Origin of the sequence: Rhodococcus sp. WAY2 (assembly GCF_009859915.1) — a bacterium.
In the GTDB taxonomy this organism is placed as follows: domain Bacteria; phylum Actinomycetota; class Actinomycetes; order Mycobacteriales; family Mycobacteriaceae; genus Rhodococcus_F; species Rhodococcus_F oxybenzonivorans.
Genome location: NZ_CP046572.1, coordinates 533,048 through 555,907, shown reverse-complemented (window position 1 = coordinate 555,907; position 22,860 = coordinate 533,048). Strand labels below are relative to the sequence as shown.

28 protein-coding genes and 3 tRNA genes are annotated in these 22,860 nt (G+C 66.2%); 17 read left to right on the top strand and 14 right to left on the bottom strand.

The genetic code is table 11. From position 1 onward, the window contains the following. Positions 1 to 7: 7 nt before the first annotated feature. Positions 8 to 547, bottom strand: a complete 540-nt coding sequence (locus GFS60_RS02660; RefSeq protein WP_159918877.1) for a tRNA adenosine deaminase-associated protein — start codon at positions 545 to 547, stop codon at positions 8 to 10. A 49-nt stretch (positions 548 to 596) separates the two neighbouring features. Here GFS60_RS02660 and GFS60_RS02655 point away from each other — a divergent pair, with 49 nt between their 5' ends. Then, positions 597 to 1,565, top strand: coding sequence for a prephenate dehydrogenase (locus GFS60_RS02655; RefSeq protein WP_159926803.1), 969 nt, complete (start codon positions 597 to 599; stop codon positions 1,563 to 1,565). Between the two features lie 49 nt (positions 1,566 to 1,614). On the opposite strand, the gene GFS60_RS02650 is transcribed toward GFS60_RS02655, so the two are convergent. Both GFS60_RS02650 and GFS60_RS02645 read right to left on the bottom strand, forming a co-directional pair. Further along, a complete protein-coding gene (locus GFS60_RS02650) occupies positions 1,615 to 2,202 on the bottom strand; it encodes a putative glycolipid-binding domain-containing protein (RefSeq protein ID WP_159918876.1) in 588 nt (195 codons plus the stop codon). Beyond that, a complete protein-coding gene (locus tag GFS60_RS02645) occupies positions 2,199 to 3,293 on the bottom strand; it encodes a hypothetical protein (RefSeq protein ID WP_159926801.1) in 1,095 nt (364 codons plus the stop codon). Before GFS60_RS02645 ends, GFS60_RS02650 begins: the two co-directional genes overlap by 4 nt. 180 nt (positions 3,294 to 3,473) lie before the next feature. Here GFS60_RS02645 and GFS60_RS02640 point away from each other — a divergent pair, with 180 nt between their 5' ends. From GFS60_RS02640 to GFS60_RS02625, 4 genes are all read left to right on the top strand, one after another. Continuing rightward, entirely contained in the window at positions 3,474 to 4,619 is a 1,146-nt protein-coding gene (locus GFS60_RS02640) for a DNA cytosine methyltransferase (protein ID WP_159926799.1), read from the top strand. A gap of 19 nt (positions 4,620 to 4,638) precedes the next feature. After that, a complete protein-coding gene (locus tag GFS60_RS02635) occupies positions 4,639 to 5,052 on the top strand; it encodes a very short patch repair endonuclease (protein ID WP_159918875.1) in 414 nt (137 codons plus the stop codon). 108 nt (positions 5,053 to 5,160) lie between these two features. Next, positions 5,161 to 5,427: a hypothetical protein gene (locus GFS60_RS02630; RefSeq protein WP_236603355.1), complete on the top strand. Its 267-nt coding sequence runs from the start codon at positions 5,161 to 5,163 to the stop codon at positions 5,425 to 5,427. 66 nt (positions 5,428 to 5,493) lie between these two features. After that, positions 5,494 to 6,150 carry a class I SAM-dependent methyltransferase gene (locus tag GFS60_RS02625; RefSeq protein ID WP_159918874.1) on the top strand — a complete coding sequence of 219 codons (657 nt, stop codon included), beginning with the start codon at positions 5,494 to 5,496 and terminating at the stop codon, positions 6,148 to 6,150. 301 nt (positions 6,151 to 6,451) lie between these two features. Here the strand turns inward: GFS60_RS02625 and GFS60_RS02620 are convergent, their stop codons facing one another. The 4 genes from GFS60_RS02620 to GFS60_RS02605 all read right to left on the bottom strand — a co-directional run bounded on the left by GFS60_RS02620 (position 6,452) and on the right by GFS60_RS02605 (position 10,467). After that, the gene (locus GFS60_RS02620) at positions 6,452 to 7,258 is read right to left on the bottom strand and encodes an NmrA family NAD(P)-binding protein (protein WP_159918873.1); all 807 of its coding nucleotides are present in this window, start codon (positions 7,256 to 7,258) and stop codon (positions 6,452 to 6,454) included. Positions 7,259 to 7,317: 59 nt separating this feature from the next. Further along, on the bottom strand, positions 7,318 to 8,628 hold the full coding sequence (locus GFS60_RS02615; protein ID WP_159918872.1) for a serine hydrolase domain-containing protein: 1,311 nt from the start codon (positions 8,626 to 8,628) through the stop codon (positions 7,318 to 7,320). Between the two features lie 105 nt (positions 8,629 to 8,733). After that, the gene (locus tag GFS60_RS02610; RefSeq protein ID WP_159918871.1) at positions 8,734 to 10,302 is read right to left on the bottom strand and encodes an MFS transporter; all 1,569 of its coding nucleotides are present in this window, start codon (positions 10,300 to 10,302) and stop codon (positions 8,734 to 8,736) included. A gap of 3 nt (positions 10,303 to 10,305) precedes the next feature. Further along, positions 10,306 to 10,467 (bottom strand): hypothetical protein, encoded by a 162-nt coding sequence (locus tag GFS60_RS02605; protein WP_159918870.1) that lies wholly within the window; start codon positions 10,465 to 10,467, stop codon positions 10,306 to 10,308. A 153-nt stretch (positions 10,468 to 10,620) separates the two neighbouring features. Here GFS60_RS02605 and GFS60_RS02600 point away from each other — a divergent pair, with 153 nt between their 5' ends. Together GFS60_RS02600 and GFS60_RS02595 are read left to right on the top strand one after the other, a co-directional pair. Further along, positions 10,621 to 11,049, top strand: a complete 429-nt coding sequence (locus tag GFS60_RS02600) for a DUF6325 family protein (protein ID WP_159918869.1) — start codon at positions 10,621 to 10,623, stop codon at positions 11,047 to 11,049. Positions 11,050 to 11,073: 24 nt separating this feature from the next. Then, a complete protein-coding gene (locus GFS60_RS02595) occupies positions 11,074 to 11,406 on the top strand; it encodes an SHOCT domain-containing protein (RefSeq protein ID WP_159918868.1) in 333 nt (110 codons plus the stop codon). A 9-nt stretch (positions 11,407 to 11,415) separates the two neighbouring features. On the opposite strand, the gene GFS60_RS02590 is transcribed toward GFS60_RS02595, so the two are convergent. Further along, positions 11,416 to 12,321, bottom strand: a complete 906-nt coding sequence (locus GFS60_RS02590) for a LysR family transcriptional regulator (RefSeq protein ID WP_159918867.1) — start codon at positions 12,319 to 12,321, stop codon at positions 11,416 to 11,418. 114 nt (positions 12,322 to 12,435) lie between these two features. Between GFS60_RS02590 and GFS60_RS02585 the strand changes: the two genes are divergently transcribed. Beyond that, positions 12,436 to 12,780, top strand: coding sequence for a YybH family protein (locus GFS60_RS02585; RefSeq protein WP_159918866.1), 345 nt, complete (start codon positions 12,436 to 12,438; stop codon positions 12,778 to 12,780). A 67-nt stretch (positions 12,781 to 12,847) separates the two neighbouring features. On the opposite strand, the gene GFS60_RS02580 is transcribed toward GFS60_RS02585, so the two are convergent. The 3 genes from GFS60_RS02580 to GFS60_RS02570 all read right to left on the bottom strand — a co-directional run bounded on the left by GFS60_RS02580 (position 12,848) and on the right by GFS60_RS02570 (position 13,872). Then, a tRNA-Arg gene (locus tag GFS60_RS02580) sits at positions 12,848 to 12,920 on the bottom strand. A 41-nt stretch (positions 12,921 to 12,961) separates the two neighbouring features. Continuing rightward, positions 12,962 to 13,053 (bottom strand) — tRNA-Ser (locus tag GFS60_RS02575). A gap of 93 nt (positions 13,054 to 13,146) precedes the next feature. Further along, positions 13,147 to 13,872 (bottom strand): dienelactone hydrolase family protein, encoded by a 726-nt coding sequence (locus GFS60_RS02570; RefSeq protein WP_159918865.1) that lies wholly within the window; start codon positions 13,870 to 13,872, stop codon positions 13,147 to 13,149. A gap of 60 nt (positions 13,873 to 13,932) precedes the next feature. On the opposite strand from GFS60_RS02570, the gene hisC reads away from it, so the two are divergent. After that, a complete protein-coding gene (gene hisC / locus GFS60_RS02565; RefSeq protein WP_159918864.1) occupies positions 13,933 to 15,009 on the top strand; it encodes a histidinol-phosphate transaminase in 1,077 nt (358 codons plus the stop codon). 90 nt (positions 15,010 to 15,099) lie between these two features. Then, complete coding sequence (locus GFS60_RS02560) at positions 15,100 to 16,797, top strand: bifunctional metallophosphatase/5'-nucleotidase (RefSeq protein ID WP_159918863.1); 1,698 nt, start codon at positions 15,100 to 15,102, stop codon at positions 16,795 to 16,797. Here GFS60_RS02560 and GFS60_RS02555 read toward each other — a convergent pair whose 3' ends face one another. After that, a complete protein-coding gene (locus GFS60_RS02555; protein ID WP_159918862.1) occupies positions 16,798 to 17,805 on the bottom strand; it encodes an alpha/beta hydrolase in 1,008 nt (335 codons plus the stop codon). A 219-nt stretch (positions 17,806 to 18,024) separates the two neighbouring features. On the opposite strand from GFS60_RS02555, the gene GFS60_RS02550 reads away from it, so the two are divergent. The 7 genes from GFS60_RS02550 (at position 18,025) to GFS60_RS02520 (ending at position 22,072) form a co-directional block, all read left to right on the top strand. Next, positions 18,025 to 18,483: a YbaB/EbfC family nucleoid-associated protein gene (locus GFS60_RS02550; protein ID WP_159918861.1), complete on the top strand. Its 459-nt coding sequence runs from the start codon at positions 18,025 to 18,027 to the stop codon at positions 18,481 to 18,483. Then, positions 18,480 to 18,794, top strand: coding sequence for a WXG100 family type VII secretion target (locus tag GFS60_RS02545; RefSeq protein WP_159918860.1), 315 nt, complete (start codon positions 18,480 to 18,482; stop codon positions 18,792 to 18,794). Before GFS60_RS02550 ends, GFS60_RS02545 begins: the two co-directional genes overlap by 4 nt. Next, positions 18,794 to 19,483, top strand: a complete 690-nt coding sequence (locus GFS60_RS02540) for a WXG100-like domain-containing protein (protein ID WP_159918859.1) — start codon at positions 18,794 to 18,796, stop codon at positions 19,481 to 19,483. The genes GFS60_RS02545 and GFS60_RS02540 overlap by 1 nt, the downstream gene beginning before the upstream one ends. Positions 19,484 to 19,558: 75 nt before the next feature. Further along, a complete protein-coding gene (locus GFS60_RS40285; protein WP_236603354.1) occupies positions 19,559 to 19,873 on the top strand; it encodes an ArsR/SmtB family transcription factor in 315 nt (104 codons plus the stop codon). Next, positions 19,873 to 20,853, top strand: coding sequence for a TIGR03086 family metal-binding protein (locus GFS60_RS02530; protein ID WP_159918857.1), 981 nt, complete (start codon positions 19,873 to 19,875; stop codon positions 20,851 to 20,853). Before GFS60_RS40285 ends, GFS60_RS02530 begins: the two co-directional genes overlap by 1 nt. 23 nt (positions 20,854 to 20,876) lie before the next feature. After that, a complete protein-coding gene (locus GFS60_RS02525; protein WP_159918856.1) occupies positions 20,877 to 21,668 on the top strand; it encodes a VOC family protein in 792 nt (263 codons plus the stop codon). 26 nt (positions 21,669 to 21,694) lie between these two features. Then, positions 21,695 to 22,072: a TfoX/Sxy family protein gene (locus tag GFS60_RS02520; protein WP_159918855.1), complete on the top strand. Its 378-nt coding sequence runs from the start codon at positions 21,695 to 21,697 to the stop codon at positions 22,070 to 22,072. Positions 22,073 to 22,132: 60 nt separating this feature from the next. Here the strand turns inward: GFS60_RS02520 and GFS60_RS02515 are convergent. Continuing rightward, positions 22,133 to 22,219, bottom strand: a tRNA-Ser gene (locus tag GFS60_RS02515). A gap of 42 nt (positions 22,220 to 22,261) precedes the next feature. Continuing rightward, positions 22,262 to 22,744 carry a MarR family winged helix-turn-helix transcriptional regulator gene (locus tag GFS60_RS02510; RefSeq protein WP_109326123.1) on the bottom strand — a complete coding sequence of 161 codons (483 nt, stop codon included), beginning with the start codon at positions 22,742 to 22,744 and terminating at the stop codon, positions 22,262 to 22,264. Positions 22,745 to 22,860 lie beyond the last annotated feature (116 nt).

The following is a 22,860-nucleotide window of genomic DNA, read 5'->3' as shown; positions in this document are numbered from 1 at the left end:
ACGAGAACTATCGCGGAAGTTTGTCGAGAACCCCCGACAGCTCCGTGGTGAAGCCGAGCCGCTGAGCGATCATGCCCAGCTGCTCGTCCGGGTACAGGTCGGTTTCGGCGGTGATCACGGCCAGCACCGGTTCGGGGAGCCCGAGGTCGGCGAGGAGCGAGAGATCACCCTCCTCCCACGGCTCGACGTCATCGAGGTCGTCCGGGTCGATGTCCGGCACCTCGATGTTCAGCGCATCCAGGACATCCGCTGCGATGTCGTAATCGATGGCCGCGGTCGCGTCGGACAGCAGCAGTCGCGTGCCCGACGGCGCCGGCCGCAGAATGATGAAGAATTCGTCGTCCACGTCGAGTAAACCGAAGAACGCGCCCGCGCTGCGGAGGGACCGTAGTTCCTCCTCCGCGGCGCTCAAACTGGTCAGAGCAGCCGAGCTGAGGGCCTTGACCTTCCATCGGCCGTCCTCGTGTACTACCGCGACACCGAAGCCCTCCAGATCCTCAGCCCGATCCGACGAGGCGCTGTTGTTTCCCGCGCGCTGTGCACCCATGAGCGCAACGGTAGCCCGCGGGGTGCCGGTAAATGAAGTCCGTACTCGAATGTGCCAACCTGAGCAGGTGTCAGATACCGCTTCCGCACCTCCGGTGTGTGTCCTGGGCCTCGGTTTGATCGGCGGATCCCTCCTCCGTGCCGCAGTACGGGCGGGACGCGACGCGTGGGGCCACAATCGCTCCGCGCAGTCCGTCGAGGCTGCGCGGGCAGACGGATTCGACGCCGACACCGATCTGGTCGCGGTGCTCCAGAGGGCGTCGGCGGAATCGGCGCTCATCGTGATCGCCGTACCCGTCCCCGCCGTGGCAGCCACCCTGACCGTAATCGCCCTCTACGCCCCGAACTGCCCGATCACCGATGTGGTCAGTGTCAAAGCTGAAGTCGCGGCCGCGGCGGCCCGTCAAGGACTCGCCGACCGGTACGTGGGCGGGCACCCGATGGCCGGAACGTCGGCGTCGGGGTGGAGCGTCGGCAGCGCCGACCTGTTCCGGGAGACGGTGTGGGTGGTCGGCACCGACGACGGCGTCGACCCCGGAATCTGGATGCAGGTGGCGCAGCTCGCCTTGGACTGCGGTTCCGTCGTCGTACCCGCCGAATCCGCCGAACACGATCGGGCGGTGGCCCGGATCTCGCACCTCCCGCATCTGCTCGCCGAAACCCTGGCCGTGACCGGTGCGGCAGGTGGGCCGCTGGCACTGGGGCTGGCTGCGGGGTCGTTCCGGGACGGCACTCGCGTCGCCGGAAGCGCACCCGGCCTGGTCCGGGCCATGTGCGAGGGAAACCGGAGTGCGCTGCTCATCGCCCTCGACGAGGCGCTGGAACTGCTGCAGAGCGCGCGGACCGAACTGGCCGAGGAGTCGTCCACGGCGACGCTCGTCGACGCCGGACATGCCGCCCGCACCCGATACGACAATCAGGAGACCTGGGACATCACCGGCATCGTGCCCGGCGACGACGGCTGGATCGAGGCGATGCGTGACGCGGGCCGTCGCGGGGGGCGGCTCCGCCGCCTGTGAGCCTTTCTGGTTGCCAGAGCTACCAGAAAGGCGCACGGGCGCGAAGCGCCTAAATCCGTTCCGCCAGCCCCGGGTAGTTGAGGATGAACCCTTCGGCGTCGACGGTGACCGACGAGCTGGACACCGGAGACAGGACGTGAATCCCGTCCGGACCGCTGCTGTAGGTGAGGATGGCGCCCTCGACCCGGAGGTCGAGGAGGTTGACGTAGACGACGGGCACCTGAATGTCCTCGGAGCCGAGGTGCATCCCGTACCGCCGGATCGGCAGAGTGTTGAAGAAGGGGCTGAGCACCATGTCCACGTCGAGGGCACCGTCGAATGTGGAGCGCTGATGGTGGGCACCGTGCTGCACCATCCACGTGCCTTCCTCGTCGCGGCTGATCGACATCTGCCGCTCACCTGCGGCGACCGAGGTGCGCAGCGACAACCGGCGGGTGACGCCGCTTTCGTCGGTGACGAGGTCGTAGGAGGCGCTGAACGCGGGGTGCTCGGGACATGTGCCGCCGATGATGCGGCCGGCAGCCTTGATGCGGTCACCGCTGAGCTGGACACGCACAGATTCCATACGGGGTGCGTTTTCCGCCCGCCACGTCAGTACTGCAGGCCAGGACGGGGCACCGGAGTCTTGGATGCTCACCTGTCTACGGTAATCGACGACGGCTCGCGGGGTGGCAATGGGCCGAGTTTCGTTGCAGCAGAGTTGCCGAGATCGGCTGCACGGGCCCGATCCATCGCCGCGATGCGCGCGGAGAACACGATCAGGGCGCCCAGTCCGACGGCCACGTTGAGCAGCGCGCCGAATTCCTGGGCCACGAAATCGAACACCTCCGTGAGCAGCACGGTGACCAGCGCCGCGGACCGCAGGAACTGCAACGGCCACATCTTGCCGTTGCGCAGCCGCACCGTCGCGCTCCAGCACAGCACGAATGCGATGGCCGAACCGACGAGCTGACCGACGGTGGTGATGTCCGCTCCTGCGCCGCGCAGGTCGTCGTCGAGGGTGGTGACGGCGCTGATCAGACCGAGCGTGGAGAAGACGGTCAGCCCGACGGCAGCCGTCCACAGCATTCCCGGGCCCCTCGCGAACTCGGGTGTGGCACGCCGCGCGAGTTCGCGCACCGACGGCACCACCCGGCCTTGCCGATCGGGACAGCGGTCGAGCAGATCGGCAACGCACGCGACTGTCGACGCATCCGCTCCCGCCTCCCCCGCGCGGCGGAGTTGAGCGATGGCCTGCTCTCGCCGCACCCGGTCCAGCCCGCGGTCGAGGCCGCCCAGGGCGATGGCGGCAGCGTTGGCGACGTCCTCTGTGACGGTGGGCGGGCGCACGTCGTGCAGCCACCGATTGAGCAGCAGTAACACCACGATCACCACGTACATGATGGCGACGGACGGGCGGTAGAAGTAGTCGTTGGTCTTGGTGACGAACTTGCCGATCTCGTCGAGGAACAAGCCGAAACCGATGCCGCCGACGACGACGGCCACCACGCGCGGTTTCCGGCCGAGGAACGAGAACACCGTCACCAGAGCCACGATCATGCCGAGCCCGCCCCAGAGCACATGCGCGATGTGCAGAGAAGACCCGCCGACCTGGGGATAGCCCGTCAGGTGCAGGTAGGCGCGGGTGAGCAGGATCGTGAGGATGCCGATGATGACGAACGCCTCGACGAGACCGCTGCCCTGGGCGTCGCGCACAAACAGCGACCTCTCGCGAAACCCGGGAATCATCGCGCCTCCCTGCGTACCCACCCACCCGAAGTCTAGGTGGCTCCGCCACCCGTGAGTACTTGTTAACGCCCCGCTGTTAACAAGTACTCACGGGTCGTTGGTCAAAGTCGGTGCAGATCTCGAGTAACGTTCTCGGGTGACTGGTTCGTGAGGAAGGGTGCCGTGACGTCAACCGGGAGCATGGTGGGCCTGTTCGCCGGTATCGGCGGGCTCGAGTTGGGTCTCCGAGAGCACGGCTGGAACACCGAACTGCTCTGTGAGATCGATCCGGGCGCCCAGGCGGTTCTGCGTACCCGATTCCAGGACGTGCCGGTGCATTCCGACGTCACGAAGCTGCGGTCCCTCCCCCAGGACATCGAATTGGTCGCCGCCGGTTTCCCCTGCCAGGACCTGTCCCAGGCGGGGCGGACGGCCGGGATCACCGGCTCGCGTTCGAGTCTGGTGGACGAGGTGTTCCGACTGGTCAAACGCCGCAAGGGTCCCCGCTGGCTGCTCATCGAGAACGTGCCGTTCATGTTGCAGCTCGGTCGGGGCGCCGCTATGAGGCATATCACCGACGCCCTAGAGGACCTCGGGTACATGTGGGCGTACCGGGTGGTCGATGCCCGGGCCTTCGGACTTCCGCAGCGACGTCAGCGGGTCCTGATGCTCGCTTCGCGGACCGACGACCCTCGTCCGGTGCTGTTCGGTGAGAATGCCGGGGAACGCCCGGTGGGTGATCCGGCCGACTATCCCTGCGGCTTCTACTGGACCGAGGGCACCCGTGGGCTCGGCTGGGCGGTCAATGCGGTCCCGACGCTCAAAGGTGGCTCTTCCGTCGGGATCGCCAGTCCGCCGGCCGTGCGGTTGCCGTCGGGCGAAATCGTCACTCCGGGGCTGATCGACGCCGAACGGCTCCAGGGATTCGATCCCGACTGGACCGCTCCGGCTGCGCTCGTCCCCGGCCTGCGCAACAGCCATCGGTGGAAACTCGTCGGCAACGCCGTGAGCGTGCGGATGGCGTCGTGGGTGGGTGGACGTCTGGTGGCGCCGGACGCCTACGAGCGCAGCGTCGAGACTCCCCTGAATCCCGGCGACGCGTGGCCCGCTGCGGCGTGGGGGATGAACCGGCAGGCATTTCGGGTGCACATGTCGACGTGGCCGGTCCAAGAACCCTACGAGGATCTCAGCGGGTTCCTCGAGGACACCCGGCTGTTGTCCGCCCGCGCGACTGCAGGTTTCCTCAAACGGGCGCGGATGGGCAACCTGCGTTTCATTCCGGGCTTCATCGACGACGTCGAAAGTCATCTCGACCGTATGGGCGGGTTTCCGCAGGCTGCGGCCTGACGGACACCAGGCGTTCGCCATGCCGTCCACCGATCCCGCCACCAGCGCCCGGATGCGGGCGCAGCGGCGGCGAGATACCGCTCCCGAATTGGGGTTGCGGCGGGAGCTGCACCGCCGCGGGGTCCGATACTTCGTGGACCGGGCCCCGATGAAGGGCATCAGGCGACGCGCCGATCTGGTGTTTCCACGCCGCAAGGTGGCGGTGTACGTGGACGGCTGTTTCTGGCACAGCTGCCCGAAGCACGCCACCTTCCCGAAGAACAACGCCCAGTGGTGGGCCGACAAACTCGCGGGGAATGTCACCCGCGACCGAGATACCGACGCTCGCCTCATCGAGTCCGGCTGGACGGTGGTGCGCATCTGGGAGCACGAGAACCCCATCGAGGCCGCCGACCGTGTGCAAGAGGCTTTGGGCACCGTCGAACTGCCCTGAACCGCTCGATGCGAAATTTTGCACCCTCGGGGGTATGGCTGCCCGGGAAAGTTCGGTGCAGGATGGGGTCATCGGAAAAATCCCACGCCTTACTCCCGGAGGAGCATCATGATCCGCCAGTTCTTCGCGGCGGCCTCCATTGCGCTCGCAGCGGCTGCCGTACCTTTGCTCGGTGTCGGTCCGTTCGCGGCGGCCGCACCGGGCGACACCTACATCAGCAATCCCGTGACCGACCCGGCGGATCAGGCGTTCTGTGACGATCAGGCAGCACTCGCCAACAACCTGTCGGCCAAGGGCGACTACGCGCGCGCCGACGGGGTCGCCTCTTCGGCGAACATGAGCGGTTGCCGCATCTTCACATTCCAGGCCTCGTAGTCGCCGCACGTTGCCGGTTCGGCAACAGAACTTTCCTCTTGCGCCGGGTGCCCGCACAGTGGAGCCATGACGCACGTACATGAGCACGACCCCAGCGACTTCTACAGCCAAGAGTTCTGGGACGAGCGGTACAGCTCGACCGGCGCGGTGTGGAGCGGGAACCCCAACCAGCGCCTGGTGGAACAGACAGCGACGCTGACCCCGGGCCGCGCTCTGGACGTCGGCTGCGGCGAGGGGGCGGACGTCATCTGGCTGGCCTCGAACGGCTGGGACGCCACCGGAGTCGACGTGTCGACGGTGGCGCTCGAGCGCGCCGCCGCACGGGCAGCAGCGGCCGGCGCTGCGATCGCAGACAACACCACTTGGCAGCAGGTCGACATTCGATCGTGGGAGCCGCCCACCGAACAGTTCGATCTGGTATCCGCGCAGTTCATGCAACTGCCGGAGCCGGCGCGCGGCGAGCTGCACCGTCGCCTGGCCGCGGCCGTGCGGCCGGGCGGGCACCTGCTGATCGTGGGTCATCACCCCACCGATATGCACGCCTCGGTGGGCAGGCCCGATGTGCCGGACATCATGTTCACCGCCGAACAGGTGGCCGCCGTACTCGACCCCGAGAACTGGGAGATTCTCGTGTGCGCGGCCCCGACGCGCGAGATCATCGACCCGGACGGAAACCTCGTCACCATCAAGGACGCGGTCCTGCACGCGGTCCGGCGTCACTGACCACCGTGCCTCTACGGTGGGGCAATACGTAGCTCCCTTGCCCGGAACGAGGAACGATGGCCGATCTGTTCGTCAATGGGGCGGATGGCTCGGCCATCGTCTGCTGTTCGGTGTGCCGACTCTGTTGTTGCACACCGTAGGTCGCACTATCTGCCCGGCGATCCCGACTACGATCGTATGTGGGCCACCATGAACGCCGCTACAGCGACTGCCAAAAGAAGATGAAGCGCCCGTACCCGTTGTGGCTCTGACTCCCTCGCGCTGATCAGGTTATGGGACAACCAATTCGGATCCCAGATATTTATCCGCCGAACTCGTGGACGTGCTCCGCTGCCCACCGGGTGAAGGTGGTGGCCGGTCGGCCGACGATGTCCTCGAATACAGAATTGGCCTGCTGGGGATGATCGACGAGGGTCGCCATGCCTTCGAGATACCACCGCGCGTACTCACCCATCGCGGGGGTGAGGACTTCGACCCCCTCCTCGAACGAGACCTGCCGGTACTCGATGTTGCGGCCGAGGGCCGCACCCAGCCGGCGAACCAGCTCCGCACGAAGCAACGTCTCCGGCCCCGTCAGCTCGTACGACTTGCCGATGTGTCCGTCCTCGAGCAGCGTCACCGCCGCCACCTCGGCAATGTCGTCCATGGCGATGGGGGCATTGCCTGCCGTCGGGAACGGCTCGCGAACCACCCCGGCGTCCTTGATCTGCGGCGCGAGTATTCCTGCGTTTTCCATGAATTCGCCGGGCCACAGATGGGTCCACGGTATGCCGGACGCCTCGACCGCCCGCGCCACGTCACCCCAGTGTCCGTCGTGCGGACCGGACAGGTCGACGAGGTGACGGACTCCTGCACGCGTTGCCACGGCGAGCACATCCTCGACCGTGTCGGGCGTCGGTGCCAGATACATGGACTCGACGCCATCGAATGCGGCCGGAAGGGTGTCGAGCCTACGGAGATAGCCGTGCACGACCTCGACTCCCGCGGGCAGGTGCGCCTTCTCTGGATGGTTGGTGAGTGCCCGGACATCGGTCGCACCCCGCGCGAGAAGATGATCGACGAGCATCCTGCCGATATTCCCGGTAGCCCCGGTCACCAGAATCGTCACGGCACCACCGTACGCGCCGGCGAACGTGGGTTCCGGAGATCTCGGTGTCGTGGTTGCGATCAGCTGGTGGGAGCCGGGGCGGACGTCGACGGCTGCGGCGCCCCCGGCGTAGTCGAGGGCGCAGACGTGGCACTGGGATCCTGCACGTCGGCGCGCAACCGGTAGACGTGATCGGGTGAGATGATCTCCGTAATGGCAGTAGCCAGCGCTGTACTCGGCTCGCTGCCCTCGTAGGGAACGTCGGTGTTGATCATGATCGCGAGCGTCATTTCCTTCTCCGGCAGATACACGCTGACCGTCTGGTAGCCGGGGATGCTGCCGTTGTGCCCGATCCAGCCGGCGATGTCGAAGATGCCCAGGCCGTATCCGACATCGGTCGACAGACCCGGCGCCGTTACCGTCTGCAGTCGCTGCTCCTGGGTTGCCGGTTGCAGCAGCGTTCCCGTGGCCAACGCGGGGGCCCAGATGTGCAGGTCCTCGAGCGTGGAGATCATGGCACCCGCGGCCCACCCCCAGGACGGGTTCCAGTCGGTGGCCGTTGTTTCCTTGCCGTCCGCCGTTTGCTCGGTGTAACCCTGCGGATGCGGTTCGGGGATGGCGTTCGAGTTCGGGAAGCTCGTGTCGGCCATCTCGAGCGGGTCGATGATCTTCTGCGTCACATAGTCGGCAAGCGACACTCCACTGACCTTTTCGACGACCAGTCCCAGCAACGTCGTGTTGGTGTTGGAGTACTCGAATCCCTGCCCCGGCCGGAAGGTCGCGGGCTGTGCGTATGCGTAGCCGAGCAGCTGCTGGGGAGTGAAGTTCGCTTTCGGGTCGGCGATCAGGGCCTTCTGGAAGTCCTCGTTGGCCGAGTAGTTGGCCAATCCGCTCTGCATCCGCGCCAGCTGGCGGATCGTTATTTGATCACCCAGGGGAACACCGTCGATATACTTCCCGATGGGGTCGTCGAGGCCGACCTTTCCCTCGTCGACCAACTGCAGCACGCCGGTGACGGTGAAAGTCTTTGTCACGCTGCCGATCCTGCTGTAGAAGTCGGTTTCCATCGGGGCGCCCGATGACTTGTCGGCAACACCGAACGCTTTCACGTAGTTGCCGTCCGCGCCCCATACTCCCACCATCACCCCGGGAATCGAGGCCCTCGCCATCGTATTCACGATGGCCTCGTCGAGACGCTGCGCGACAGCGGAATCGATCTGCGTGCCATCTCCGGCCGCCGACGTGCCCGCCTGCGTCGTCTGTGTCACCGACGTGGTCGATCCGGTGGAGGAGTCGTCCGAACACGCTGCCGTGGCGACCAGCAGCACAGCCGCTGCGGCCGCGACCAGCCCTCGCTTACGATTCACCTTGGTCACGACCCGAGCTGTCATCGTGCTGGTCCCCTCGTCGATGTGCCGATTGTCGGGAATTTACCCCGCCGCCACCGGGCGAATGTACCTTTCGACGCTTCCACCGCGCCGAAAGGTACATGCGTCCTATGTGCCGCGCTGTTCCGCGTACTCCGCCATCAATCGCTTCTCCTCCTCCCGGTGCGGATAGAAGAAGAACACCACCACAGCGCCCGCGCCCACCACCAGGATTGCGGCGAGGTACGCCTTGGTGTCCCCGTCGAGAAAGGCATTGCGCGCGGCAGCGATGATCTGGTCCGCGTATTGGGGATACCGTTCGGCCAGCACTTCTGCACTGGAATACGACTTCGTCAGCGCCGCTTGCGTTTCGGGCGTCACCTGACTCGCCTCAGGCGATTCCGCGATCGCCGACGACAGCGACTTGGCGTACCCGGCGGTGAGTACCGCGCCGAGGATCGACTGCATGATCGCACCGCCGAGGTCACGCTGAAGGTCGGAGGTGCCGGACGCCATCCCCGCCCGCGACACCGGCACCGATCCGGTGAGCGAACGCGACGCCGGTGTGCCCGCGAACCCGACTCCGATTCCGACGAACGCGTACGCCACCCCCACCTCGAGGTAATGAGCGTTCTCGTTCCACAACAGCAACGCGACGAGTAACCCGAGGACCACGAACAGGTATCCGAGCAGGAGAGTGAAGCGCGCACCACGCGATTCGACGAGTTTCGCCGAACGGGGCGCGACGATCACCATCGCGACCGCCGCCGGAATGATCGCAGATCCCGCAGCCAGCGTGGAGTAGCCGAGCACATTCTGCAGGAACTGCTGTCCGATGAACATGGCCCCCATCAGCGCACCGAACACGATCACCCCGCCCACGGCGGCGACCCAGAATGTGGGCCTCGCCGCCACGTGGAGGTCGAACAACGGGTGCGCCGCGCGGCGCTGCTGCAGGAAGAACGCCGCACCGGCCGCCAAGGCGATCACGCCCAGCCCGATGGCCGTCGCCCCGGCGCCGTCGACCGGCGCGAAGTTGATCGCGAGGATGAGTGCTGCAATGAAGACCACCGAAATGACACCGCCGAGGTTGTCGACCGGGTCGGTGGTCTCGTTGACGTGGGCGGGCACCCAGACGGCGGCGCAGACGAGAGCGAGACCGGCGAGGGGCAGCGTCACGAAAAATACCGAGCCCCAGTGGAAGTGCTCGAGGAGCGCACCCGACACGATCGGGCCGAGCGACGAGATCGCCCCGCCGAGAGCCGACCACAACGCGATGGCCTTGGTGCGCGGTGGACCCGACCACAGGGCAGTGATGATGGCCAGCGTGGTGGGGAAGGCGAGGCCCGCGGAGATCCCTCCGAGAACACGTGCGAGGAACAGTATTTCGACACTGCCCGCGAACCCGGCAATCGCCGACGCCGGCAATGACAGCGCCATTCCCAGCACCAGCATCTGCTTGCGCCCGTACCGATCGCCGAGCGCACCGAGATAGAGCACCGAGGCCGCCAGACCCAAGGAGTACGCCACCGCGACCAGGTTCAGCTGGGTTTGACTCGCATCGAAGGCGCGACCGATGTCGGGCAACGCGACATTGGCCACCGAAAGATTCAAGTTCGCTACGGCGGCAACGAGTATCAGCGTCGCCAGGATAAGCGTTGCCCGGGCCGGCGCCTGTGTCGATGCGGTTCTGGTCACCGGTCAGCTCCTCCGTTTGTCGTCGCTCGTCGCTGCACTGTCGGTCGCACCCGCAGCGACGAGCACCGACGCATTCGCCGCGGTCATGTCACCCGATTCGACGGCTACCCAGGTGACGGCCACGATCACGGGCAGTCCGGTGCCTGAGGCATCGAGTGAAGGCATACACCACCCCGTCTCTTCCGGCATTTCATCCAACAGCGCTGTCGACGAGCTTCGCAGAGGCCGGGCCTGCCGACATCACCCGTCGTGGATGATGCGCACCCTGCCGCCTGTCGCGAACATCGACATCAGAACATCCCCGGCACAGGGAGAGACATGACGAATACAGCTGCGGACGTCGGACCGGTCGCGTTCCTGTTCCTGACATTCCCTGGTGACCGCGCCGACCCCGCGGTGATCGAGTCGTTCCGAGAGCTCGTCGAGCAGGGCACCGTCACCATCCTCGACCTCGTCTTCCTCGCCAAGTCGGACGACGGGACGCTGCGACAGGTGGAGGTGGACGAAGAGCTCGACAATGTCGGTCTCGCCGCATTGTCCATCGAAGCCAAGGAGCTCATCAGCGACGAAGACCTCGATGTGGTCCGCGAATCACTCGAACCGGGCACGTCGGCGGTCGCCCTGGTGTACGAGCAGACGTGGGCGCGCAAGCTGGCCGCCGCTTCCCGTGAAGCCGGCGGCGAGGTGGCGCTCCATCTGCACATTCCCCGCGAAGTGGTCGAGACCGCGATCGCCGCGGCGACCTGACATCCCAGAGAACGGAGTACGCACATGGTGTTTCGAGGTCCACGTCGTGTGGGACGGCCCGGCCTGCTCGGTGTGGTGGCCAGGACCGCGGTGATCACCGGCACTGCACGGGCGACGTCCAACGCGATGAACCGCCGCGCAGCCAACAAGGATGCGGAGCAACAGGCTCGCGCCGACCAAGCTGCCCAGCAGGCGTACGCCGAACAGCAGGCGGCGCAGGCACCGCCACCGGCCCCCACCTCCGCGGGCGGCGACGACCTCGTGTCGCGTATTCAGGAACTCGCGCGCTTGAAGGACGCCGGCGTTCTCACCGACGAAGAGTTCGCCGCAGCGAAGGCGAAGCTTCTGGGCTCGTGAGCCCAGTCGCTACCGCGGCACGGGAATCTGCGGCGCTTCCGCCTCAGCGAACGCACGTCGGGTGTGCCTGACCAGTTCGCGAACTGCAGGACTCGCAGCGCTTTTCCACACCAGTGCCAGCACCGCCGGGATGTCGACGTCGTCGAGGACGAGCGCCGTCAGCCCATCGAAGGCGGCGGTCATCGATTCGCTGAGGATCGCGACCCCGAGTCCGCGGAGCGCGAGATCCGCGACCGTGTCCGGGGCACTGGCCTGCAAGGCGATACCGGGCCGGATATCCGACGCGGCACACGCCTGGTCGAACACGGTCCGGATTCCTGTTCCGGCGGGCATACATACGATCGCATGGTCGCAGAGTTCGGCCAGTGCCACGCTGGTTCGACCCGCGAGTGGGTGATTCGGCGGTACGGCCGCCACCAACCGTTCGCGAATGATCGGAAACGCCTCGAGCCCGTCGGGCGGTGCGGTGGCCGTGCCGACGAGTGCCAGGTCGATGTCGCCGCCACGGACTCGGTCGACGAGCTGATCGGAGCTCTCTTCGAGAAGGGTGATCTCGACGCCGGGATGCGCGTCGTGGAACGTCGCCAACGCATCGAACAGACCGGTGACGGTACACGCGGTGACCATGCCGACCACCAGGCGTCCACGGACCAGCTGGTTCACGGCGTCGACGGCGTCGCGCACCGCGGCGGCGGCGGCCAGTGCCTCCCTGGCATGAACGAGCGCGGCCTCTCCCGCCGCCGTCAACGTGGCCGTCCGAGTCGAGCGGTCGATGAGCGTGGCCCCGAGGTCGTGCTCGAGTTGGCGAATCTGCGCGCTGATTCCCGACTGGCTGATGTGCACACGCAACGCGGCCCGGGTGAAGTTGGCCTCTTCTGCCACGGCGACGAAGTACTCGAGCTGACGCAGTTCCATAAGCTCTGATTCTAGAAGTGAGCAGAACTATCTGTTGGACTTCCGCTCCTTCGGGTACGACGCTGGGTTTACTCGAACGATTCGAACGAGAGGACTGCTGTGTACGAGAAGGCCATGAAACCCGAGGACCTGACCCGCCTCTTCGTCGAGCGGAGCAATGCCGGCGACGCAGCCGGAGTCGCGGCACTGTACGAAGAGAACGCTGTTATGGCCTACCCGCCCGGAAGTCGGACCGTCGGCCGCGAGGCGATCCGGCAGTTGTGGGAATCCGTCCTCGCCCATGCGCCGCACTTCGAGCCGGAAACTCCCCTCCCCACGCTCGTCAGCGAGGACATCGCTCTCACCGCCACCCCGCCGAAGGACGGTTCGGGGGCGCGCGCCCAGGTGGTGCGTCGCCAGCCCGACGGGTCGTGGCTTCGCCTGCTCGACCAGCCGGAGTTCGTGCCGCCGACCACCTGACGCCGCCTCCAGTCCGACCGCAGACACGAGAAACCCCCTCACCACTGTGGTGAGGGGGTTTCTGTTGTGCGCCCGAAGGGATTCGAACCCCTAACCTCTTGATCCGTAGTCAAGTGCTCTATCCGTTGAGCTACGGGCGCAAGTCTTCAGTTATATCTGCACCGGCCAACTAGCACCGGCGTGGCGGAGGCGAGAGGATTTGAACCTCCGGTCCCTCGTAAAAGGGACAACTCATTAGCAGTGAGTCCCATTCGGCCGCTCTGGCACGCCTCCCTGGGGTGGTTCCGATCCCTTCGGACCGCCGGAGCGAAAGATTACACACCTTTCCACGACAAGACAAAACGGCTGGTCAGAGCGGCGGGCGGGCTATCTCAGGTTGCTGTCGAACCAGTCGAAGATTCTGCGCTGAGCGTCGACGATGTTCTCGACGCCGGGGGCGTCGTCCGGCTCGTCAGGCACCTGGAGTGGTTCGTCCGCCCGGTGCGCCAGTCCGGCGTAGCTGACGACGAGGGCCGCGACCGATGCCTTTCCCGTCGCATCCCGCAGCTGCTCGACGTGCTCCGGCGGGGTGGACGGATCGTCCTCGCCGTACAGACCGAGCCACGGAGCCTGCAGCAACGGCGCCGCGTCGATCAGGGCGGGGGCATCGTCGGACAACGGCTCGACGATTCCGCGAGCGGAGACGCTGACAGCGGCTCCGATCGGCCGGTTGGTGGCGACGAGCAGCGCGGCGGTTCCGGCGTCGTCGAAACCGAGAACCCCGACACAATCGGAGAGGACGCCGCGGCTCGTCAGCCAGTGCACGGTGGCGTCGAAGTCCGCGAACAGCGACTCGCCGAAGACCTCGGTTGCGTTGTGCGCGGGACGACCGTGGAAGAGGTGCGGGGCCGCCGCCACCCACCCTTCCTCGGCCAGTGAGCGCATCAACTCGAGGAGCGGCTCGCTGAACACACGCGACTCGTGCAGCACCACAATCGCGCCACGTGCGGGGCCGTCCGGCTCTGCCACGGTGAGTGGAACCCGCGCCTGCGGATCGGCCGGTGCGCCGCCGACCGCCTGCAGGACCGCGGTGTCCCTGAAGATTCCCGACATGTCCCCACCTTGGCACGGACTGGCCGTCGACGCACCGGATCGGAGGCGCATAATCGCCTGGTGACTCCGCGAACAAGGGCAGACCTCGACACGATTCCGGCCTACGTACCCGGCAAGAACTTTCCGGGTGCGATCAAGCTGGCGAGCAACGAGACCACTCTCGGTCCGCTGCCGAGTGTCCGGGACGCCATCGCGGCAGCAGCGGGCAACGCCAACAGGTATCCGGACAACGGTCACGTGGCCTTGATCGAGGCGCTGGCAGGCCACCTCGGCGTCCCCACCGACAACATCGCCGCAGGCAATGGTTCGGTCAGCCTGTGCCAGGAACTCGTTCAGGTCACCTGCCAGGATGGTGACGAGGTGATCTTCGCGTGGCGCTCCTTCGAGGCGTACCCCGTGGTGACCCAGGTAGCCGGCGCCGTTCCCGTGACGGTTCCACTGACCGCCGACTTCGGCCACGACCTCGACGCCATGGCGGCCGCCGTGACAGACCGCACGCGCCTGATCTTCGTCTGCAACCCGAACAACCCGACGGGTAACGCCCTGACGAAGGCCGAGCTCGAACGGTTCCTCGACGCCGTACCCGATCGTGTCGTCGTGGCACTCGACGAGGCCTACTTCGAGTACAACAGATCCGACGCAGACGGCATCGAGCTGTTTCGTGGACGCCCCAACGTCGTCGTGCTGCGCACCTTCTCGAAGGCCTACGGGCTGGCGGGTCTCCGCGTGGGTTACGCCGTGGCCGATCCGACGATCGTCACCGCGCTCGGCAAGGTGCACATCGCTTTCGCCGTCAACACCGTCGCGCAGGCCGCCGCCATCGCATCGTTGGCCGCCGCCGACGAATTGCTCGCCCGCACCGACAGCGTCGTCGCCGAACGAAACCGCGTCCGCGACGCCCTCCTCGACGCCGGATACGACGTGCCGGAGTCTGCGGCCAACTTCGTCTATCTTCCGCTGGGAACCGAATCCCGACCGTTCGGCGCTGCCAGCGCAGAAGCGGGTGTTCTGCTTCGGCCTTACGGCGACGACGGGGTGCGGATCACTATCGGCGACCCGCACGAGAACGACGCATTCCTTACCTTTGCGACGAGCGCAGAGGCCCGCTCGATCGCAAAGGTCGGTGTTCGCGCGTAAGTCCTGAGATGTAAACGTTACGTGCAGGTATAGCTCCCGTGATGCTCCCTTGGCAGACTCAGTGCGGTTTGCCGAAGGGAGCCACCCACAATGCGCCATCGCGTCGCGGCCCGGAGTGCTGTTGTGGCCGCCGCGGTGTCGTTGGCACTCGCCACCTCCGTGACCGTCGGCCTTCCCGACGTGCAGGCGCAGGAGCCGCCGGTGTCGTTGCGGTTCCTCGCCTTCAACGACTTGCACGGCAGTCTCACACCTCCCCTCGGCGTTCGTAGCGAGGTGAAGCAGGCGGACGGATCACGGGTGCCCGCGGGCGGTGCCGCGTATCTCGCGGCATACGTCGATCAACTCCGTGGTCAATCCCCGCACTCGTTGCTGTACTCGGTGGGCGACAACTGGGGATCGTCAGCTCTCGAATCAGCTGCTTTTCACGACGAGCCGACGGTGCAACTGCTCAACCGGATGGGCGTCGACGCCTCCGCCATCGGCAATCACGAACTCGACGAGGGGTACGCCGAGTTCCTGCGACTCCAGCGCGGCGGCTGTCACCCCGTGGACGGTTGCCGTTTCGACGACACGTTCGAGGGCTCCGATTTCCCGCTGTTGGCTGCGAACCTGCAGTTCGAGGACGGCGCACCCGCGACGTTGCCCTTCGCGGTGAACTACGTCGAGGGCATCCCGGTAGGGGTGATCGCGACGATGCCCGCCGATACCGCACACATGGTGACGTCGGGCGGTGCGGACGGGCTGCGGTTCACGGACGAGCTCGCGGCCGTGAACCGGACGGCAGATCTACTCGACTTCTTCGGGGTGCGGGCCGTCGCCCTCCTCATGCACCGAGAGACCGAAGTCGACCAGGACAATCGGCCGGACGAGTGCGACGTGGAATCCCGCCGCACCCACGACGTGGCCTTGCGCGCCTCCCCGAAGGTGGACGTCATCTTCACGGCCGACGGGCACCAGCAGTACAACTGCACCTTTCCCGACCCGGCCGGAAACCCGCGGGTGCTGATGCAGGGCGCCTCGCACGGCCGGATCGTCTCGGTGGTCGATGTGGCGATCGATCGCACCACCCGCGACCTCCTGCGGGAACGCACGTCCTCGTTCAATCAGGTCGTCACGCACGACATACCTCCCGACCCCGACACTCGGTTGCTTGTCGACCGAGCGGGAGAACGGGCGGGCGAGGTCAGCCGAACGTGGGTGGCGTCACTGCAGCACGACCTCACCCGGGAGACGACGGACAGCGGCGAGTCTGCGCTGGGCAACGCTGTGGCCGATGCCCAGCTGGCCGCCGGAACAGTGTTCGGCGCTCAGGTTGCACTTACCAATCCCGGCGGTCTCCGCGCAGACCTGGTCGGAGACGCCGTCACCTATGGTCAGGTGTATGCCGTCCAGCCCTTCGGGAACTCGCTCGAGGTTCTGACGCTTCCGGGCGCCACCCTCCGCAGCGTGCTCGAGCAACAGTTCCAGCCCCGCGGGGATGGCAGCGTCACCGAGCGAATCCTGTCGCCGTCGAGTTCGCTGACGTACACGATGGATCGGTCGGCGACTGTCGGCAACCGCATCTCGGATATCCGCGTGAACGGAGAACCGGTGTCGCCGGAGGGTGTCTACCGTGTCGCGGTCAACAAGTTCCTCGCCGACGGCGGGGACGGGTTCGATGCCTTCCGCACCCACACGGAGGCTGTCCACGCGGGTTGCGATCTCGACGCCTTGATCACCTACCTCGGCGCGGGCTCGCCCGTGTCACCTCCGAGAACCGATCGGATCGCGGTGGTCGGCCGGCCCTGATCAGATGCCGAGCGCGCCCCTGAGCACCGGCCACGACGTGCGGAGCTCGTCCTGCCAGTACGGCCACGAATGCGTGCCCGAGTTGCGGTAGACGAAGGTGGCGGGAATGGCGAGGGCGTTCAGCCGCTGCTGGAACGTCCGCGTGCAGAGGTTCGCCGCCGCCTCGAGGGGCCCGCCGACCGCGATGGTCGAGGCCAGGTCTCCCCCCGTCGCCATCTCGTACGGTCCGGGAAGGCCGTTACCCGTCGAGATGTAGACCTGCTTGCCGCGCAGGGCTTCGGCATTGACCGTCGGGTCGTGGGCCGCCCAGGCCGGGTCGAAGTCCGGTCCCCACATGTTGGCCGGGTTACCGCCCTTGAAAGCGACCGTGCCGCGGACCGAATCACGTGAAGTGGGCTGAGTGTTGTCGAGGCAGCCGCTGTAGGCGGCGAGGCCACGGTAGAGGTGCGGGTGGCGGGTCATGAGGTTGGCCGCACCCATGGCACCCATGGACACGCCGGCAACTGCGTTGGTTCCGTTTCCGCTGAACTGGGCATCGATGATCGGTGGCAGTTCGTCGGCGAGGAAGGTTTCCCACTTGTTGACGCCGAGGGTGGGGTCCGGCAAATGCCAGTCGGTGTAGTAGCTCGCGGTGCCGCCCACGGGCAGGACCACGTTCACCTTCTTGTCGGCGAAGAACTGGACCACGTCCGTCTTCTGCGTCCAGGTACTTTCCCGGAAGTCGGACTCGGCGCCTGCGCTCACCCCGTCGAGCAGATACAGCGACGGGCGCGCAGCGCCACCGGCCGGATGCAGCACCTGCACCTGAACCACCCGGTTCATGGCGGGCGAGTTCACGAAGATCGCACTGCGGGTAGGGGTGATCTTCACAATTTTGTCGACACTGGCAGCACTGCTCGCCCGGGGGGCCGCCGGAGAAGGCGTCGGATCGGCCGTAGCAGTGAACGCCGGCCCAGACAGGGTCAGTGACACTGCCACTCCGACAGCAGCGAATGCTAGGCGACGCATAAAGAAATCCCTCTTCCCGGACCGTGTGAATCCCGATTGCACAGTACAAAGTGCGGCCGGTCAAGCAGAGCTTAAAGGTTTTGTGATTGCTGTGTGATTCGGGTGCGTGCGCTTGTGGCCAGACCGATATGAGAGCGAGGGGAACCGATTGCGGGATCGCTGCGTCCAACCTCGTGAGCAGGCACTGACGCCGAGCTGACCGCATGGGGGAGGAACTTGATGGTCGACCAGGCCGCACGCCACGAACTGCGTGCCCGCAACGAAGAATTGCGTCACCAGATCGATTCGATGCTGGACGCCGTGCGACGGCAGGCAGACAGCCTGGCCCGTGCCAAGTCCGAGGTCGAGCGCATGAGGGGCTCGGGTACCTCGGGCAACGGACTGGTCCGGGTCTGCGTCGATGCCGGCGGAAACGTGACGGCGGTCGAACTGTCGCCGGACGCGTTCAAGCGCACCAGCCCCGAGGCGCTGGCGTCCGCGACGGCAGAAGCGGCACGTCTGGCCTTGGCGGACGTGCGCGAGCGAACCGCCCAGGTCCTGGCACCCGTATTCGACGCCCGCGCCGACCTGCCTGCCCTCTCAGAGCTGATTCCGGATGCTCCGGGCCCGGGTGACCCGCCGCCTTCCGCCGACGAACCCGGATGGAATGCCTCGATCCTGCGCGGAGCGGACCGATGAGTCGAGCACTGTGGGTCGACCCTCACCATCTCCGGACCGTGGCGCCACAATTCGATGCGCTCGCGGACACAGCCGACGCCCTGCTGACCGAGCTGACGAGCACGCTCGACGCCGAAAGAACTGCGTGGGGCTCCGACGAGGGTGGGACGGCATTCGCCCGGCACTACGTTCCCGGGGCGGAGTCAGCGGTCCACGCCGCCTTGTCTCTCGTCGCGCTATTCTCCGCGATCGGTGACGGGATGCGAGCGACGGCCGAATCCTTCGAAGCAACGGATACGCGGTTCTCCCGGCGACTGGGCGAGGCTTTCTGATGGGCATCGAACTTCCCGAGGTCGTGAAGCCGGTGGCCTGGCTGGCGTCCGGTTCCAGTTGGCCCGCGGCCGACGAGACGTCACTGCGCCGACTCGCCGACGCCTGGGGCACAGTCTCCACGGGGCTGAAGAACCTCACGGCGGACGGTGACGCCGCACTGCGCGACGCGTTGTCCGCCGTCGAAGGCGACGTCGCCACTGCCATGTCGCTGCACTGGCAGAAGTACGGCGGAGACGCCGGCGCCCTCCACGACCTCGCGGCACTGTGCGAGAACCTGTCCGCGATGTGCGAGTCGACGGCGACCGAGGTCGAATACGCGAAATTGTCGATCATCGCGGCACTGGCCATATTGCTCGCGGAGCTCGTGGCGATGGCCGCCGCAGCGGTTCCGACACTCGGCGTGAGCGCTGCAGGTGCAATGGCGGCGGAAGCAGCAACGCAGGTCACCATCCGCATGATCATTCGGGATCTGATCATTGCGGTTCTCGAACAAGCCGCAGTCGCTGCAGCACAGAGCGTCGCGCTCGACGGCGGAATCCAGGCACTGCAGATCGTGACCGGTGGCCGCAACGGATTCGACGTCGGCATGCTCACGAACTCACTGATCAGGGGAGCCACCGACGGCGCCACCAGCGCACTGTTCGGCGAGTTCGGAATCGAGGCGCACGAGCCCGCGTCCGATCGGTGATCCGGTCGACTCGCGGCGACATCTGCACCGTGTGACCCATTGCACAACGCGTTAGCCGCGACTAACGTATTGGACGTGCTCGACCAGTTGGAAGTTGCAGCCGAGCCAACCCGGAGACGCTTGATGCATCTGCTGACATCTGGGGAACAGACCGTCAACACGCTTGCGGCGCACTTTTCCGCGAGCCGGTCGGCCATTTCTCAACATCTTCGGGTGCTCATGGACGCGGGGCTGGTGACCGCACGTAAAGACGGACGTTTCAGGTACTACCGGCTCGATCCACAGGGCCTTGCCCAACTCCGCACGCTGTTCGATTCGTTCTGGATCGACGAACTCGACCGGCTCGTCGCGGACGCCACCGAGGAAGCAGCTTCCAAAGGAGACCGCTGATGCCATTCGACAAAACCGTTGTCGTTCCGCTCGACCCGGACGCCACCTTCGCACTCGTCACCGAGCCCGAACGGTTACGCAGGTGGCAGACGGTCGCAGCGCGGATCGATCTCCGAACGGGCGGCGGATACCGCTGGACCGTCGTGCCCGGACACTCGGCCGCGGGAACATTCAAGGAGGTTGACCCCGGTCGGCGAATTGTCTTCACGTGGGGTTGGGAAGAGAGCGAAGACCTTCCGCCCGGCACCTCGACCGTCACCGTGACCCTCACTCCTACCGCAGGCGGAACCGAGGTGCGACTGGTTCACGAAGGGTTGAGCGACGAACAGGCAGCCCGCCACGCCGAGGGCTGGACCCACTACCTCGATCGCCTCGCCGCAGCCGCCGTCGTGGGCGACGCCGGACCCGACGAATGGGCGGCGCTCCCGCAGCCTCTCGACGAATTGTCGAGCGCAGAGGCAACTCTGGCGGTCGTGCAGCGGGCGCTACGCGATCTCACTGCCGACGACATGTCCGCCCAGACGGTGTGCACCGAGTTCACCGTCGCGCAGCTCGCCGACCACCTCGCCGGATCGATCACGACCATCGGCTCGGCCGCCGGTCCGAAGATCGACGACGAACCGGGAAAACCGGTAGAAACCAGGATCGCCGACGAAGCCCAACAGGCATTGGAAGCGTGGCGGCGCCGCGGACTGGACGGGACCGTGATCATCGGGGGAAACACCGTCCCGGCACCTATCGCCGTAGGAATATTGTCCATCGAATTCTTGGTGCACGCCTGGGATTTCGCAGCAGCCGTCGACCGGAATGTCAATGTCGACCCTGCACTGTCCGAGTACGTACTCGGACTGGCACACACCATCATCCGGCCGGAAGCCCGGGGTGCCGTCGGATTCGCCGACCCGGTACCTGCCGAACACACCGCCGACCCCTTCGAGCGTTTGATCGCCTTCACCGGTCGCCCACTCCCGACGGCCTGATCTCCTCACCGAAAGGAACCGCCATGCCGATCAAAACGAAATACCCTCAGGGAACACCGAGCTGGGTAGATCTCCAGACCAGCGATCAGGACGCGGCCAAGAAGTTCTACGCGGAACTGCTCGGCTGGAAATACGACGACCGGCCGATGCCCGACGGCCCTGTCTACTCGATGGCGACCGTGCGCGGTGAGAACGTCGCCGCCATTGCGCCACTACAACCCGACGCGGCCCAGGCCGGGGCGCCGGCGAATTGGAACACCTACATCGCAGTCGACGACGTCGACGAGACGGTCGCGAAGGTCCCCGGCGCCGGCGGCCAGGTCGCGATGCCGGCGTTCGACGTGGGGGAAGCCGGCCGCATGACCTTCGTCACCGACCCGACCGGGGCGAGCGTCGGGCTGTGGCAAGCAAAGCAGCACATCGGTGCCGGCCTCGTCGGAGACCCGGGGGCCTGCCTCTGGAACGAACTGAACACCACCGACGTCGACACGGCGGTCCGCTTCTACAACAGCATCCTCGGGACCACCACCACCCAGATGTCCATGGGACCCGACTACACCTACACCCTGTTCCAGGTCGGTGACGAGCAGGTCGGCGGCGCCGGTGCACCGCTCCATCCGAATACGCCGAACCATTGGCGCGTGTATTTCGCAGTGAAGGACGTCGACGCCAGCGCTGCAAAAGTGGTCGAACTCGGCGGCGCGATCGTCGAAGAGGCCATGGACATTCCGACGGTCGGACGGATGGCCGGAGTCGCCGACCCCCAGGGCGCCGTCTTCAGCATCATGACCCCCGAAGAGCGCCCGGAACAGTAGATCCGGGCGCTGCGAAAGGACTGTCCATGGAGATGCCGAAGCCAACCGAAGCGGACAAGGAATTCTTCCGGTCACTGATTCCCGACCGACCCGGTGTCCAAGTGAAGCCGATGTTCGGCAACCTCGGCGCCTTCGTCAACGGCAACATGTTCGCGGGACTTCTCGGACCGAGCGTCGGGGTCCGGCTCCTCAGCGAGCAGGCGAACGACGAGCTGTCGTCTGCGGACGGCGTCGGCCCGTTCGGACCCGGAGAAAAGCCGATGCGCGAATACCTCGCCCTGCCGGACCACTGGCGCGACACCCCCGATCAGGCCAGGCGGTGGCTCGAACGCGCGCTCGCGGAGGTAGCGGAACTGCCGCCGAAGGCGCCCAAAGCGCGGAAGACTGCACGCCCCCGCGGGTAGAGGAATGAGAGGCGGCCCCGAGCCGGCACGTGTGGTGCCGGGCCGGGGCCGCTTCATCTGCGGAAGCGGAGGGATTTGAACCCCCGGTGGGTTTAACGCCACGCTCGCTTTCAAGGCGAGTGCATTCGGCCGCTCTGCCACGCTTCCGTGCGCGATCCTATCGGTAACGATGTCGGCGGTTGCAACCGGTCAGCGGTCGCCGATGGCTTTGTCTACCCGCTCGAACACCTCGGCGAGTACTTTGAGCTGCGATTTGGTGAGCTGGTCGACGAGGTTGCGCCGGACCCCGGCTACGTGGGTGGGTGCCGCCTCGGCCAGTCGCGCCCGACCCTCGTCTGTGATGACGGCGAGAACACCCCGGCCGTCCTCCAGGCAGGTGTCCCGGGTGACCATGCCTTGCGCCTCCATGCGCCGGATCTGATGCGTGAGCCGACTGCGCGAGGACAGCACCCCGTCGGCGAGATCGGACATCCGTAGCGATCCGTCGGGCGATTCGGACAGCAGCACGAGAATTCGGTAGTCGGCGAGCGACAGATCGTGCTTTTCCTGCAGATCCCTGTTGAGGACGTCCATGAGCCGCTGGTTGCCGTCCATATAGCCGCGCCATGCGCGCATCTCGGCCGGGGTCAACCAATTGGTCTCGACTTCGGCGTCGGAGGTTTCTGCTGTCACAGGTTCATATTCTAGTAGCGTGACGTTACTTTCCAGTAGCGTCGGGTCCCAATCCCTCGATGTGACAAGCGGGATCGCTCGCAGGGACCGTGCGTCGCCTCGATTCGCTAACGTCG